Raw genomic sequence first — 15,153 nt, 5'->3', positions numbered from 1 at the left:
TCATAATACTGTTTTATCCTAACTTTAAACTGTCCAACTTTTTGGGTTCAGTTCAAAATCCCGGGAAGGGGCTTTTTTTTATGCTTTGCTGTTGGCGGATAATCGAGCGGTTGCCTTCAAAAGAGCCGAGCGGTCGTCAAATGTAAACTTATTGTCGTTGTTTTTTTCAACAACAAACATTTGTTTAATGTCGGTCTTTTTTCATCTGTCACTCATATATTATGTTCAGCATAACTAAAATGTGAGGAGTATCATATGAAAACATTTAGTGTGACCAAGTCTAGCGTTGTTTTCGCAATGGCTTTGGGAATGGCGACGACTGCTTTTGCTCAGGATTTCTGCAGCAACTCGTCGCATTCCGGTCAATCCGTGAAAATTTCTTCGAACCAAGTCGGTAAAATCGGTGATATCGGTTATGAACTTTGGGACGAAAATGGTCATGGCGGTAGCGCTACGTTCTATAGCGACGGTTCCATGGATTGCAGCATCACGGGCGCTAAGGACTATCTCTGCCGTGCTGGTCTTTCCCTTGGCAGTAACAAAACCTATAAGGAACTTGGCGGCGACATGATTGCCGAGTTCAAGCTTGTGAAGAGCCCGGCCCAGAACGTTGGGTACTCTTACATTGGCGTTTACGGCTGGATGGAAGGCGTTTCTGGAACGCCTAGCCAGTTGGTTGAATACTATGTGATTGATAACACTCTTGCCAATGATATGCCTGGTAGCTGGATTGGTAATGAACGAAAGGGAACCATTACGGTTGATGGTGGTACCTATACAGTTTATCGCAACACTCGTACCGGTCCTGCAATTAAATCCTCGGGCAACGTTACGTTCTATCAGTATTTCAGCGTGCGTACCTCGCCTCGCGATTGCGGTACCATCAACATTTCCGAACACATGAGACAGTGGGAAAAGATGGGCATGACCATGGGTAAGCTCTACGAAGCCAAGGTGCTCGGTGAAGCGGGTAACGTCAATGGTGAAGTCCGCAATGGTCGTATGGATTTTCCGCATGCCAAGGTCTATGTGAAAAACGGCTCTGATCCGGCTTCTTCCTCTTCTGTGAAGTCTAGCTCTTCTACAGTAACGCCAAAGTCCAGCTCTTCGAAGGGTAGTGGCGTTGGTCCTGTTGTCAGCACTGAATTCTGCAAGGATGCTCAGCACACTGGCGATAAGAAGACCGAAAACGGCAACAAGGTGGGCTCCATCAACGGAATTGGTTATGAACTTTGGTATGACCGTGCAACGTCCGGTTCGGCAACGTTCTATTCCGATGGCTCTATGTCTTGCTCTTTCCAGAACGCTGGTGACTATCTCTGCCGTTCGGGCCTGTCCTTCAATAGCGACAAGACCTACAAGGAACTTGATGGCGATATGCTTGCTGAATACAAGCTCGTGAAGCAGAATGTTAATGGCGCTGACTACTCCTACGTGGGTGTCTATGGTTGGATGGAAGGCGTGCCGGGAACGCAGAGCAAGTTGGTGGAATACTATGTGGTCGATAACTGGTTGAGCCAGTACCGCCCGGGTGACTGGGTTGGCAACAAGAAGTATGGTACATTCACGATTGACGGTGCCGAATACGATGTCTATCGCAACACTCGTACAGGTCCTGCAATCAAGTCTAGTGGCAACGTCGAATTCTACCAGTATTTCAGCGTCCGTAAGCAAGCTCGTGATTGTGGCGTCATCAACATTTCCGCTCACATGAAGAAGTGGGAAGAACTTGGCATGACGATGGGTAAGCTCTACGAAGCCAAGGTGCTCGGCGAAGCGGGCAGCAATGGCGGTGGCGTTTCTGGTACGGCAGACTTCCCGCATGCAAAGGTTTACGTGGCAAAGGATGAACCGGTGTCTAGCTCTTCTGAAGCAAAGGTTGAATCTTCTAGCAGCCAGACGATTGGTCTCATTGCTGTACCGAGGATGGAACTCAAGAGCGGCAACTTCCAGGTGTTCGACATGCAGGGCCGTTTCCTCGGTGCTGTGAAGGTCGATGCTGGCGCTACCGTGAACGAAGTGCTCAAGGCTAACTTCAAGAACGCTGGCATCTACATGGTGAAGCAGGGCAACTTTATGCAGCGCGTCGCCGTGAAGTAATAAGTCTCTCCTCCTAAAGACTGTAGAAACGCTCCCCGTCGGGGAGCGTTTCTTGCATATTGAACAAGCCGGGAATGCCGCGCGTCTCACGCACAAAAAAAACGCGAGTCCCAAAACGGAACTTGCGTCAATACTTTGTCTAAAGTCGAAGATTACTTCTTAGCTTTAGCGCTTGCGGTCTTTTTAGGAGGGTGAGCCGCGATCTTCTTCACGCTCTTGTCTTCTTCCTTGGCTGCCTTTTCAGCTTCCTTGAACATGGCTTCGACCTGTTCGAGAGCGCCGTTCGGATCTTCTTCGATGATTTCAGAAGCTTCGTCCACGAGTTCAGCGAATTCGTCGTACCAGTCAGCGAAGATTTCGACTTCGAGGTGGTCCACACCCGGAACCGTCAAGCGCACGCCGCAGCATTCGCCAACGCGGTCGAGGAACTTTGCAATTTCCGGACGGAGGAGGGAGAGGTCAAGACCGTCGAGGTCTTCCGGTTCAAGGAACACGCCGTCGACCTTGTCGTCGTCAGCCTTCTTGGACTTCTTCTTGTCGCCCTTCTTGCAGTCGCAGTTGTCACCGCAGCCGCAAGTGCAGCTACCGTCAGCGCCGTTCATGGCGAGGTATTCTTCGTCATCGATGCCGCTGTCGTAGTAGAATTCGTCGTCTTCCAGATAAAGTGTTTCAACGAAGATTCCCTTTGCGCCGAGAGTCTTGGCTGCTGCCAAGAATTCCTTGAGGTCGCCGCCGAAGTAGCGAGTAGCTTCGGCTTCTTCGTTCAGAGTCTGCACCGGAATCGGAAGAAGCTTCTGCTTCTTGATGTGTTCGCAGACCAAGTCGGTAACGGATTTTTCATTCTTAGCCATTGTGATTCTCCTGTTAAAAAGTCTTCCTACTGCCTATTAGGCGTGATACTTCTTCAAGCTGGTTGCCTTCTCGTCGATGAGCTTCATGATGCGGGCAACAGCGTCAGCACCGTTAGCCGTGTCCTTCACGCTTACGAGCGGCTGGAACAACGGGCTGTTGAAGAGCGTTCCGAGAGGAATCGGGTTCTTGCGGCAGAACGTGGCGTCGATGTAGTCACGAGCAGCCTTCTGCAAGTTGTGAGCCTTGTCCTTGTCGCCAGCCTGGAATGCCTTGTACAAATCAACGAAAGTCTTGCAAGCTTCCGGGATGTTGCCCGTTGCGCTCACGATACCGGTACCACCCATTTCAAGGAGGTCTGCGAAGAGACCGTCTTCACCGCTCATCACAGCGAAGTCCTTGCCCTTCGTTTCCTTGATGACTCGCATCGTGTCTTCGTGGAACTTTTCGCCAAAACCAAATTCAACCGCCTGCTTGAGACCGATGATGTTCTTGTCTTCGGCAAGAGCAATCAAGGTGTCCGGATGGACGTAGCTGGAGGTACGGCCCGGAACGTTGTAAATAACAATCTTGGCACCCGTTTCGCTGCTGAGCGTCTGGTAGTGCTTGAGGAGGCCTTCCTGCGGCGGATTGTTGTAGTAGCCTGTAACGCAGAGGACTGCCACCGGAGCAATCTTCAAAACGTTTTCAATCATCTCGATAGATTCGCGCGTGCAGTTGGAGCCTGCGCCTGCAATCACAGGGACGCGACCGTCAACGTAGTCGAGCGTGAACTTAATGATATCCAAGTGTTGCTGCGGAGAGACCGTTGCACTCTGGCCCGTCGTCACGGCGGGGAGCACACCACTTGCACCAGCTGCAATAACATCGTCAATCATCTGCCCCATCTTCTTGTAGTCGATGGAGTTGCGAAGGTTCTTAGGATCGTCGTTCTTGAGCGGGGTGAACAACGCGGGGAAAACACCAGTAAGTTGAGAAGCGTTTGTAATTTGCATAGTAACCTAAATATAGTATAGACGAGAGACTAGAGACGAAAGACGAGTGAAAAATATGGCGAAATTAAAGGCTTGTAAATCAAGAGCTGTAGCTTGAAAAAACGTCATTGCGAGGAGCGTAGCGACGCGGCAATCTAGTTAAGGTTGGTGGGGGAGGGATCCCCCTGGTTCGCACTTCGTTGCTCTCCACCCCCTCGAACGGGGCCTCATACGCCGGCCCCGTAACGCCCCGGCTTGATGCTGAAAAATTAACTTTATCCGAAATTATTTTGTTGTCTGTGTTTAAATCATTTTACGCAAAAATAGTGGAATGATTTCTTGAAAAACGCGTGTTAATGTAATAGGTGGGGAATGTTTCCTTGCCGTTATATGAGGATTTAAAATGACAAGAGATGAATTTGCGCTTTTTCTTAAAGGACTCAAAAATGTTCAGGAAAAGGGTGGAGATGCTGATGCCTATGTTAAGCAGTATGAGAAACGGAATGTCTACTTTTTTAACGATGGTTGCATCAAGAAAATCCTGGCGAGCGAGAAAAATCTCGCGCTGACAACGGACTTGATTAATGCGGCGCTGAACCTTGTTGGTTCGGATCGTATTGAAAATCCGAAACTCGTGAATCCCTATGTTCCGGGCGAACTAGGGCGTCGGAGCATTGAACCTGATTTGTTGCTGACGAATGAACGTGGTGGTGAAATACCGCGCGACCGCATTTCGATTGAAATTCAGCATGAAAATCACAAATCTTTGTACAGCGATCGTCTGGTTTTCTGCGTAGCCCGCCTTACGAACAACATGGTGCCGAAAGGGGCTGTTCCGCAACTAGAAAACTTGCATGTGATTAGTTTCCAGTTTTTCGATACTTTCAAGGATTCCCCGAATTATCGTCATACGGTTCAGTGGCGCAACCAGGAGCAAATGGTTTATTTTGATCGTCAGACGGTCACACTCGTTGAAGTGGACAAGTTTTTGAGACAGGCGGGTAAGTTCGCTAGTGACAACTGTCGCATCGCGCTGTGGCTCCGTGCGATTGATGCATTGAATCGCGAAGCCGATTTCAGCAGGTATGAGAATGACCCGATGTTCAAGGTGTTGCAAAACGAAGTGAAAATGAGTAATTTTAGTCCTAGAACTATGTCAAATTCATGGATGAAAGATTATGATGAGGCTGTCCTCAGGTATGAGGGTGCGCAAGACAAGGCTCGTGAGATGGCAACGAGGATGTTGTTGAAAAACAAGCCCTTAGCTGAAATCGTCGAGTTTACGGGGCTTCTTGAATCAGAAATTCTTCAAATCAAGGCGACCCTTGAACAGAAATAAAAATGAATTTAGCCAAGGCTCACATAAAAGTGAGTCTTTTTTACAAGATTTGTAACCCCTTAATTTTGCGCTTCTTCCGGCTGTCTTTTTCCTCCTTCCTGCTTTAGTTTTTCTAAATTTTGCGCGTTAAAACTACAAAGGAACCGCTATGGAAAACATTACCCAGATTTGGAAAAAGATTCAGTCCCCCGAATTCAACCCGGCTACCGATATGAACCTGGTTGAAACCGTGAAGCAGGTCGCATTGACCTCCCAGGAACCGGCTAAGGTCAGCTTTGGTACCTCCGGCTGGCGCGGTGAAATCGGTTCTGAATTCACGCTCCGCAACTTGCAGGTTGTCGGTGCTGCTATTGTGCGTTTGTACAAGGAAGCAACTCCGGAACTCTTCGCTGCTCTGGGTGTCAAGGATTTTGCTGAACTCCAGAAGCGTGGCGTGGTCGTTGGCCATGACAACCGCTTGCTTGGTCACGAATTCTGCGAAGCTGTCGCAGACCAGTTTGCAAAGGCTGGCGTGAAGGTTTACTACGGTGGCGAAATGCCGACTCCGGAATTCTCCGCTGCCATCGAAATGCTCGGCGCTGCTTGCTCCATCAACATGACTCCGAGCCACAACCCGAGCCACTACAACGGCATCAAGTTCAACCCGGCAGACGGCGGTCCTGCAGGTCCGGAAATCACGAACGTCATCACCAAGCTTTCTAACGAAATGATGGCTACCTGGAAGTTCGAACCGGTCTCCAAGGTTGACTGGGAAATTATCGACTCCCTCAAGATTTACAAGGAATTCCTCGTCAAGCAGGGCACGATCAAGTTCGACCGCATCAAGGAATTCATCAAGAAGGGCCGCCTCACGCTCGTGTGCGACCACGTTCACGGTTCTACCCGCCGCCGTCCGGCTGCTCTCCTCGACAATCCGGAATGCCTCATCACGCTCCGCAACGAAGACGATTCTTTGTTCGGCGGTATCGCTCCGGAACCGTCCAGCAAGAACCTCGAAAAGGTTCGCAAGGTCCTCGACGAAAGCAAGTCCTGGTTCCGTCTCGGTGCAATATTTGACCCGGATGGCGACCGTATCCGTTTCTACGACGGCACTCGCGAAATCGACATGAACCAGTTCGGTGCAATCGCATTCCACTACATGGCAACCTGGCGCAAGGAACAGGGCTGCGTGGCTAAGTCCGTTGCAACTTCCAACTTTGTGAACATCATTGCTGAAAAGCTCGGCGTTCCTGTCATGGAAACACCGGTGGGCTTCAAGAACTTCCGCCCGTGGCTCTCTCGCAATGCCAAGCAGAAGGCTCTCGTTGCATTCGAAGAATCTGATGGTATCTCCGGCCTCAACAACACGCTCGAAAAGGACGCCCAGTTCGGCCTCCTCATCGCTCTCGAAATTCTTGCTACGACTGGCAAGAACCTCGGCGAATACCTCGACGCTTTGTACGAAGAATACGGCCGCTTCTATCCGACCCGTTCTGGTTTCGAAGTCGACAAGTCCCTCGTTGGCGAACCGCTCAAGGCTAAGGTCAACGCTATCGCCGATATCGCTAAGCCGGGTGCAAAGGTCATGGTTGGCAACAACGAAAAGACCGTGAAGCAGCTCCTCACGCTCGATGGCGTGAAGGTTATCTTCGACGACGATTCCTGGATGCTCGTGCGTCCGTCCGGTACGGAACCGAAGGTCCGTATTTATACGGAATGCCGTAACCCGGATGAAAAGGATCCGATGTTCGAAGCTGCCAAGGCTTTGTTCTTCAAGAATTAAGGACAAATTAAACAAATTGGATTAGGGAAATGAAAAAGCTTTTAACGGTCATCTTCCTTGCGTGTGCCATGGTGTTCGCGCAGGAAGGCTCCATTAAGCCGGAATTCCAGGCTTTTGCCGGTGCCCTGATCAAGCTCAAAAAAGCTGAGAAGGGATTCCACAAGTTCAGACTCCGAGTCGATGTGGCTCCGTGGTCTTTCCTTGCGGAAGGTGAAGTTCAGGCACCCGGTGGAGATTCCGACGTCTTGATTACAGCTCTTTTCGATAGAGCGCTTTACGCTGTGCTTGCTTACATTCCGGACAAGATTGCTGCCGGTTCTGATGGCGAAGAATACAACGTGGGCTTCTTCGACATGATGCTTTATTACGACGAAGAACCGACTAGAATTCGTAACTTGTCGTTCAAGCTTTTGCCACCTGCAAACGACAGTTGGGCACAGAGCATTTTGGATGATGCTCTCCAGTCTGGCTCGCTTCTCGGTAAAATCTGGAGCGGTAAGTACGAACGAGAAATTACTAAGGCGTCCGCTGTTCCTATAGATAAGACAAAGCTTATCGATATGCAGCAGAAGCGCCAAGCGGCTAAGGCTCTCGAAGCTGAGCGCAAGGCTCAGGAAGAGGCAGACCGCAGGGCTCGTGAAAAGGCTGAAAAAGCAGAAAAGGCAAAGTTCAAATCTAAAAAGAACAGTGACCTTGATTGCTCTGGCCGTAAGCTCACAGCCAAGCAGAAACGCCGCTGCAAGATGAATGGAAAATAGGCGTCTTTGGGCGCAGTTACATTAAATTTTTAAACTAACAAATAGAGGTAATCTATGTCCGGTCATTCTAAATGGGCCACCACCAAACGCAAGAAAGCCAAAACCGACGTCGCTCGTGCTAAGGCTTGGAACAAGTTGATTAAGGAAATCTCCATCGCTGCTAAGCTCGGCGGCGGCAACCCTGATGCAAACCCGCGTCTCCGTGCTGCAATCCTCAAGTCCAAGAGCCAGAGCTTGCCGACCAAGAACATCGAAAGTGCTATTGCCAAGGGTACGGGTGCTAACTCCGGTACCGAAATGACGGAACCGCTGTACGAAGGACGCGGCCCGGCAGGCATTGCTATCATGGTGCAGTGCATGACCGACAACAAGGTCCGTACGGTTGCTGAAATCCGTAACATCTTCAACAAGAACAACGGTTCCATGGGTGAATCCGGTTCCGTTTCTTGGGCTTTCACCTACAAGGGCGTGATTGTCGTCGATGCTGAAAAGTATCCGGAAGACCAGATCATGGACCTCGTTCTCGAAGCTGGCGCAGAAGACATGAGCACCGAAGATGGCGTTCATGAAATCTCCACTTCTCCGGAAGCTTTCGACGCTGTTTCCAAGGCTCTCGAAAATGCTGGTATCGAAATGATGAGTGCAGAACTCAGCTACGTCCCGAATGACCCGGTCAAGCTCGGTCACGACGACGCTGTCAAGCTCCTCAAGCTCATCGACAAGTTCGAAGACCACGACGACGTTCAGGAAGTCTACCACAACGCCGAAATCGACGAAGCTGACATGGACGCAGAGTAAGCGTCAGTAGCGTCGTAAGGATTTGTCATTCCCGCCACCGAGCGGGAATCTCCATTTCAAAAAGAGAACTGTTGCTTATGCAACGGTTCTCTTTTTATTTGTAAGAAAATAATTATATTTTATTTAACATTTTAACGATAAAATTAACCATGATCAAAAAAATTCTCTTTTCTCTTGCCGTCCTTTCCATTTACGCTAGCGCTATGAATTGCCTGGAGGCTTATTTCAAAACCGAGCCGATAGATTATCATGTCCCGGGAGACTATGTTCTTGACAGCCTTTACAAGGTTCCTGCAGAGGGTATGGAATCGGAACCATGGTTCAAGAAGTATTATTATACACCAGGAAACACTCTTCCAGATAGCCTCTTTATGGCAGATTCGAAGGACACTGTTAAAACTGTATTCCATTTTACTCAAGAAGCGGATACCCTGAATGGCTTAATCACGGTTACGATAAAGAATGATGGCGAGCTTTACGGAATCGTCAAGTATATGAAGGTTGTTGATGATATGCATCCTTACTCGTTTCTTCGCTATGATTCGGAAGGAGAAGAAAAACTTGATGGATATGTTAATATTACAGAAGATTCTCTTTATGTGTACGAATATGGAGAAAAACGTAGTATTGTCATGGAGGCTAACAATCCTAATGTCTGTTACAAAGGCAACCCTGGTGATGAATATTATATGAAGATTACTTATGAGGCCAAGGGGGATACGATTCATCTTACTACGGATTCTCAGTATAGTTTGACGGATCTGTTTTTTATCCCGCTGTATCCTCAAGAATCAACGACTGGAATCCGAAGAATCAGACCGGTGGCGAACATCAAAAAGTACCAATACTTTGACTTGCTTGGTCGCCCAGCCGTAAACAAGCATTCCGTGCAAATCCGTAAGTAGCCTTACGTCATCCTGAGCGAAGGCGAAGGATCCAGTCAATTTTGGAGAGAACTGTTGCGAAAGTGACAGTTTTTTTTTGTATGCAATGATGCTCGTATTTGTTGTGTTTATTGACGGAATGTCAACGTTTTTATTTGAGCAGAATGTTTTTTGAAAACACTTTTTATGATAAATTATATATTAGAGAGTAAAAGGAGAAATTTTATGAATATTCGCAAGTTTTGGCGCCTGAGCTGTTTGACTGTCGCATCGCTTTTTTGGGCAAGCTGTGGCAGTGATTCGAATCCTCAATTTGCCGTAGTGCAATCTACAAATCCGGATTCGTCCGCGGATGCATTCGGGGATAGTTCTAGTAGTGAAACCGCTTTACCTGAAGAATCTTCAAGTTCCGTGACAGAAGAAAATACGAGTTCTTCTGATGTTGGCGCGACTAGTTCGTCTGATGCTGCGATGAGCTCTTCGAGCGTAGAAAGCTCTTCAAGTGCTGACGTGACGGAATCTTCAAGTTCTTCGGAACCTGTGAAGTATGTCATGGCACGTGACACCTCCGTGACTTGTGTAGAAGGGTCGTATAAACGAAGCAATTGCCCTGAAACTACGCATCGTCCTACTTGCGATGATTATAAGAAGTATTTAGGGAAAGATACATCGCTGTCTCAAAAAATTTTGACGGAATGGGAAGATAAACTTCAGTCGTGCGGATCTATTCAAGAAATGGCGCCAGTTTATGGTATCGTCAGCCCTGGTTGTTATCCCACTTCGTATTATGACGCTCCGATGATTGTGTGTTCTGATACACGTACTTATAGGAATGGGTACAAAATCGAAGGGAATCTTTTCTATACGAGCGATGAAGAATATGACATAGCCCATGGAATTTACCCTGAAGATTGGGTCAAGTCCTGCAAACAAGATGGGTTTGCTTTGTTCCCGGATATTTTGGCCGATGTGCAGAAAAAATTGTATGAGGTTGTTTCTGGAAGGCTTATGGAAGATGTTGCCAGACCTGAATCGGAACAAAAATATTTAAATGGTCTTTTGGATCATGAAAACAAAACATTAAAGGGTCTTTATGAACCTTATTTTTCTGCCGATAATGAGGCTGAAGTTTACCATTTAAAGGATTACACGAAACATTGGTTCAACGGTTTTATTGCAAAGACGAAGGCTTGCGCAGACGGAACGCCTGAAATTACAAAACGTTATCAGGACATGTATGATGCGATTCTCGCGGAATGCCTTGAAATTATTGAGAAAAAATCAAAGGCTGCGGAGTAGTTTATTTGTCGAAAGCCTTTCGTCATTTCGAAAGCTTCACGTCATTCCGCAAACATCTCGTCATTCCGAGTGTAACGAGGAATCCAGTCAAATCTTGCGGATTCCTTTTTTCGTCTAATTTCTTCCCAGCGTTTCGCGGTAGGTGTGGACGGCGTCCTTGTACTTGCTAACGGCTTGTGCAATGCGGTCGGCGAGGTCCTGCTGGCCAGTCTTGGTCATCATGTAGGCTTCGTCTTCTTCGTTGCTGATAAAGCCAAGTTCAATGAGCACGGCCGGCATCATCGCGCCTACGAGAACCATGAATCCCGCACCGCCGACGCCAGTGTTCATCTTCTTGATTTTTCCGCCATCAAAACTGTCTAGCAATTTCTCCGTGAAGAGGTAGCTAGTTTGTTTGTACTGTTCGAGGCGAGCTTCGAGCTTGAACCATTCCAGCGGTGAAAGTTCGTCCTTGGCGTTCTTTTCGCCATAGAGCGTAGCGACCGCGTTTTCACGACGGGCAATCGCTTTGTCTTCTTCGCTTTCCGGGGCGCGCAGCACGTAGAACTGGTAACCCTGGATAATCTTCTTGCGTTCTTCACTTGCGTCAATGGCGTTGCAGTGCAGGCTGATGAAGAGGTCGCCATCCCACTGGTTTGCCAAGTTTGCGCGTTGGCGCAGTTCAATGAAAACGTCCTTGCTGCGGGTGAGCTTCACGTTGAAGCCTTCGTCCGCGAGGTTCTTGCGCAAGAGCTTTGCGACGGCGAGAACGATATCTTTTTCTTGGGACTTCTTGCCCGAAGCGCCGGGGTCCTTGCCTCCGTGTCCGGGGTCAATCACGATGGTGCGGACTTCGCGCGTGCCTGCGATTTCTTGCTTCGGAGCCTTTGGCTTTACGACAACCGGCTGTGCAGGTTTCTGTTCGGCTGGCTTCACAGGCGCTGTGCTAGTTGCTTTGGCCTGCGCTGTTCCGTTTGATTTTGTTTGTGCCGTTTCGGTCTTTGTTACTGGGACTGCCGCAACCTTACTGGAAATCTTCTTGGCGTCGTTTTCTGCAATCCACAGGTGCCCGTTGTTGAGTTCCGGTGCTGCCGACAAATCGACCGTGCGACCGTTGCGCGTCATGTACGGAATGCCGACGGCGAACTTGAGTGTGTCCTTTGCTGAAACAATCGAGAATGTTTTTTGTACCGGATACCAGTGGAACGAACCCTTGATTTCGCGGGCGACAGACTCCACATCGACCCTTGCCGTAGCAGCGAGGGTTAGGCTACATGCGACTAGCAGTAAAGCTAAAATTAGCGATGAGCCTTGGCGGCGCGAGCCATTTCCATCTTGGCATCGCGGACTAGAATGTCCTGTCGCTTGTCGTGTTGATCCTTGCCTCGGCATATTCCTACTTCGAGTTTTGCAATACGGTTCTTAAAGTACATTTTCAGCGGGATGATCGTGCAACCCTTCAATTCCTTCGCCTTGCGCATCTTCTGGATTTCGTGCGTGTGGGCGAGGAGCTTTCTTCTGCGTGCAGGGAAATGGTTGAAACGGTTGGCGAAAAGGTATTCGTCGATATGCGCACCGACGAGCCAGAGTTCATCCTTGTTTTCGTCGATATCAATCCACGCTTCGCCCAAAGTGCACTTGCCGTTACGGATAGACTTGACTTCCGAACCGATAAGCATGATTCCCACTTCAAAAGTTTCATCTACAAAATAAAGATGGTTCGCCTTGCGGTTCTGGATAACGGGCGTACTAGATTCTTTCTTGATCATCTTTTGGGACAAAAGCCTCTTCTAAGTCGAAAGGAACGTTGTTGATTTTTTCGATCAAGTCCTTGCTGGGCTCAAACACCGGACGCACCTTGGCGGGGATGTTCACGAGTTCGCCAGTCTTGGGGTTCCGGGTGCGGCGTTCCTTGCGCTGTTTATTCTTGAAGCGACCGAATCCACGCAACTCGATATTGTTGCCCTCGATAACGCAATTGGAAATAGCGTCGATGAGTTCTTCCACGATGACTTTGGTTTTTACTTGCGTAAATCCAGTCTGGGAAGCGATTTCATCAACGATTTCCTTCTTAGTTATGTTGGACTGAGCCGCCTTCATATTAAAGAATTTACAATAATTTTAAGCAACCGTTACGCTTTTTTGCTCCAACCGATGCTTTTTTTGTGCATATGGGGCACTGCAGCGTCCAAAGCCTGCTGCAATTCAGCGCAACCTTCGCCAGTGACTGCCGATGTGATGACCACTTTCTGGCGGTGCTTCTTGAATTCCTTGATGGCGTTTTCGATGCCGAGGTCGCTCTTGTTAAGCGCTACGACAAAGTTCTTTTCGGCAAGCTTCGGGTGGAATGCCTTGAGCTCTTCTTTGAGAACCTTGAACTGCTCGTAGGCGTTTTCGGCAAAACCGTCAATCACAAAGAGCAACGTGTGCGTACGTTCAATGTGCTTGAGGAACTGGTGGCCAAGGCCCTTGCCTTCGCTTGCGCCTTCCAAGAGACCCGGAATATCGGCAACCACAAAGCTGTGACCGTTCACCTGGACGATGCCGAGCACCGGTTCAAGAGTCGTAAACGGATAGTCACCAACCTTCGGACGTCCGCTAGAAATCTTGTTCACGAGGCTAGACTTGCCTGCGTTCGGGAAACCCACGAGACCCACGTCTGCCATGAGCTTGAGTTCGAGGAACAGCTGGCGGACTTCGCCCTTTTCACCTGGAGTGCACTTGCGCGGTGCCTGCACCTTCGGGGTTGCGAAATGCTGGTTGCCCATGCCGCCCTTGCCGCCGCGAGCCGCAATCCACTTCTGGCCCGGTTCAGTCAAGTCCGTGAGGATATGGCCCTGTTCGTCCTTGACGATTGTGCCGCGCGGAACGCTAATGATCAAATCTTCGGCAGATGCACCGGAGCAGCGCTTGGCGCCACCGGGCTGACCGCTCTTTGCCTTGTAAATGTGCGTGTTGCCCATGTCGAGGAGCGTGGTGTACTGCTCGTTCACCTGCAAAATCACGTGACCGCCACGACCGCCATCACCGCCATCGGGACCGCCGAGGGGTACAAACTTTTCACGATGGAAACTGCAGATGCCGTCACCGCCTCTGCCGGAGCGAACTTCAATATTTTTTTCGTCTAAGAACATAGCCCAAATTTAGAAATTTTTGATGAAATTCATAGAGTACAAATTTCACCTCCAAAAACAAAAACGCCAAAACTCACGGAGCTTTGGCGTTTTCTGAAATTTGACTGGATCCTGCTCCTACGAACCTAATTCAACTAAGGCAACAAGTTGCCAAGTTTCATATATCGCGTTGCTCAGGATGACGGTTCGTGGATTAAACTAATCCGATCGTTTCGTCGAGGCCGAGCGCGATATTCATGTTCTGAATAGCGGCGCCGCTAGCACCCTTGCCGAGGTTGTCGATGATCGTCGTGACCTGCATGATGTTTTCGTTGCCGAAAACCTGGATGCGGGCGTTGTTCGTGTCGTTGCAGACCGTCGGGTCCAAGCGGCCGTTGAAGAGCACCGGAGCGGCTTCGTACGGTAGGACCTTCACGAACTTCGATCCTTCGTAATGCTTGGCGAGGATTTCGGTCAAGTCCTGCGGACCGACCTTCTTCGAAAGCATGTTCGGGAAGATGGCGACCGTCACGGCCATACCCTTGTAGTAGGGGCCAAGCACCGGGTTGAAGAACGGGACGTTTTCGAGTCCGCAGTACTTCTTCATTTCGGGGAGGTGCTTGTGGGCGAGCGCAAGCGCGTACGGGGCGGGAGCCATGATAGCCTTCGATTCACCAGCCTTGTGGCTGAGGGCCTCTTCGGCTTCGTATTCGGCGATGAGCTTCTTGCCGCCGCCGGAGTAACCGGTGATGCTGTAAGCGGCGAGGTTAGCGCTCTTCGGGAGGATTCCCGATGCAACGAGCGGATGGACGCCGAGGATAAATCCCGAGGCGTGGCAACCGGGGTTTGCAATGCGCTTGCTCTTGGAAATCGCTTCGCGTTGTTCGGCCGAAAGTTCCGGCATACCGTATGTCCAAGCCGGGTTCACGCGATGAGCCGTGGAGGCGTCGATGATGCGCGTGTTCGGATTCGTGCAGAGGGCGGCGCTTTCCATGGACGCTGCGTCCGGGAGGCAAAGGAACGTCACGTCAGATTCATTGATCATCTTCTGGCGTTCGTTCACGTCCTTGCGGAGTTCTGGATTGATCTTGAGAATTTCCAGGTCGTTACGTTTGGCAAGTCTCTCGAAAATTTGCAGGCCAGTGGTCCCTGCTTCGCCATCTACGAATATCTTGAACATTTGATTTAGTTACTAGTTAATAGTTGATAGTTACTAGGATTATTAAGTTATTAGTTTATAGATTACAGCTACTAGAAATTCTTGTTATGAAATTCTAGTAACTAGTAACTCAGAACTC

Annotated in this window: 14 protein-coding genes; 7 read left to right on the top strand and 7 right to left on the bottom strand. The window is 49.3% G+C overall.

The genetic code is table 11. The features are described 5' to 3' along the window. Positions 1-255 precede the first annotated feature (255 nt). Positions 256-2,100 (top strand): glycoside hydrolase family 11 protein, encoded by a 1,845-nt coding sequence (locus tag B7991_RS08080; protein ID WP_088630359.1) that lies wholly within the window; start codon positions 256-258, stop codon positions 2,098-2,100. Between the two features lie 152 nt (positions 2,101-2,252). Here B7991_RS08080 and B7991_RS08075 read toward each other — a convergent pair whose 3' ends face one another. Together B7991_RS08075 and dapA are read right to left on the bottom strand one after the other, a co-directional pair. Beyond that, positions 2,253-2,951: a hypothetical protein gene (locus B7991_RS08075; protein WP_088630358.1), complete on the bottom strand. Its 699-nt coding sequence runs from the start codon at positions 2,949-2,951 to the stop codon at positions 2,253-2,255. Positions 2,952-2,987: 36 nt separating this feature from the next. Continuing rightward, positions 2,988-3,944 carry a 4-hydroxy-tetrahydrodipicolinate synthase gene (gene dapA, locus B7991_RS08070; protein WP_074208782.1) on the bottom strand — a complete coding sequence of 319 codons (957 nt, stop codon included), beginning with the start codon at positions 3,942-3,944 and terminating at the stop codon, positions 2,988-2,990. 382 nt (positions 3,945-4,326) lie between these two features. Between dapA and B7991_RS08065 the strand changes: the two genes are divergently transcribed. From B7991_RS08065 to B7991_RS08040, 6 genes are all read left to right on the top strand, one after another. Next, positions 4,327-5,262 (top strand): PD-(D/E)XK nuclease family transposase, encoded by a 936-nt coding sequence (locus B7991_RS08065; protein ID WP_088630357.1) that lies wholly within the window; start codon positions 4,327-4,329, stop codon positions 5,260-5,262. A 148-nt stretch (positions 5,263-5,410) separates the two neighbouring features. After that, entirely contained in the window at positions 5,411-7,024 is a 1,614-nt protein-coding gene (locus tag B7991_RS08060) for a phosphomannomutase (RefSeq protein ID WP_088630356.1), read from the top strand. Positions 7,025-7,053: 29 nt separating this feature from the next. Further along, positions 7,054-7,782, top strand: coding sequence for a hypothetical protein (locus tag B7991_RS08055; RefSeq protein ID WP_088630355.1), 729 nt, complete (start codon positions 7,054-7,056; stop codon positions 7,780-7,782). A 54-nt stretch (positions 7,783-7,836) separates the two neighbouring features. Next, positions 7,837-8,580 carry a YebC/PmpR family DNA-binding transcriptional regulator gene (locus B7991_RS08050; protein ID WP_073424666.1) on the top strand — a complete coding sequence of 248 codons (744 nt, stop codon included), beginning with the start codon at positions 7,837-7,839 and terminating at the stop codon, positions 8,578-8,580. 149 nt (positions 8,581-8,729) lie between these two features. Continuing rightward, positions 8,730-9,485 carry a hypothetical protein gene (locus B7991_RS08045; protein ID WP_088630354.1) on the top strand — a complete coding sequence of 252 codons (756 nt, stop codon included), beginning with the start codon at positions 8,730-8,732 and terminating at the stop codon, positions 9,483-9,485. 204 nt (positions 9,486-9,689) lie between these two features. Further along, positions 9,690-10,763 carry a hypothetical protein gene (locus B7991_RS08040; protein ID WP_088630353.1) on the top strand — a complete coding sequence of 358 codons (1,074 nt, stop codon included), beginning with the start codon at positions 9,690-9,692 and terminating at the stop codon, positions 10,761-10,763. Positions 10,764-10,877: 114 nt separating this feature from the next. On the opposite strand, the gene B7991_RS08035 is transcribed toward B7991_RS08040, so the two are convergent. From B7991_RS08035 to argC, 5 genes are all read right to left on the bottom strand, one after another. After that, the gene (locus B7991_RS08035; protein ID WP_088630352.1) at positions 10,878-11,981 is read right to left on the bottom strand and encodes an N-acetylmuramoyl-L-alanine amidase; all 1,104 of its coding nucleotides are present in this window, start codon (positions 11,979-11,981) and stop codon (positions 10,878-10,880) included. 59 nt (positions 11,982-12,040) lie between these two features. Next, positions 12,041-12,523 carry an SsrA-binding protein SmpB gene (gene smpB / locus B7991_RS08030; protein ID WP_103143257.1) on the bottom strand — a complete coding sequence of 161 codons (483 nt, stop codon included), beginning with the start codon at positions 12,521-12,523 and terminating at the stop codon, positions 12,041-12,043. Continuing rightward, positions 12,492-12,842: an HU family DNA-binding protein gene (locus tag B7991_RS08025; protein ID WP_088630351.1), complete on the bottom strand. Its 351-nt coding sequence runs from the start codon at positions 12,840-12,842 to the stop codon at positions 12,492-12,494. Before B7991_RS08025 ends, smpB begins: the two co-directional genes overlap by 32 nt. A gap of 32 nt (positions 12,843-12,874) precedes the next feature. Next, entirely contained in the window at positions 12,875-13,876 is a 1,002-nt protein-coding gene (obgE, locus tag B7991_RS08020) for a GTPase ObgE (protein WP_012820189.1), read from the bottom strand. Between the two features lie 193 nt (positions 13,877-14,069). Continuing rightward, positions 14,070-15,035 carry an N-acetyl-gamma-glutamyl-phosphate reductase gene (argC, locus tag B7991_RS08015; RefSeq protein ID WP_088630350.1) on the bottom strand — a complete coding sequence of 322 codons (966 nt, stop codon included), beginning with the start codon at positions 15,033-15,035 and terminating at the stop codon, positions 14,070-14,072. Positions 15,036-15,153 lie beyond the last annotated feature (118 nt).

The organism is Fibrobacter sp. UWB3 (assembly GCF_002210405.1).
Lineage (GTDB): Bacteria > Fibrobacterota > Fibrobacteria > Fibrobacterales > Fibrobacteraceae > Fibrobacter.
The sequence above is the reverse complement of the archived record's forward strand: the minus strand, read 5'-3'. Positions and strand labels throughout refer to the sequence as shown.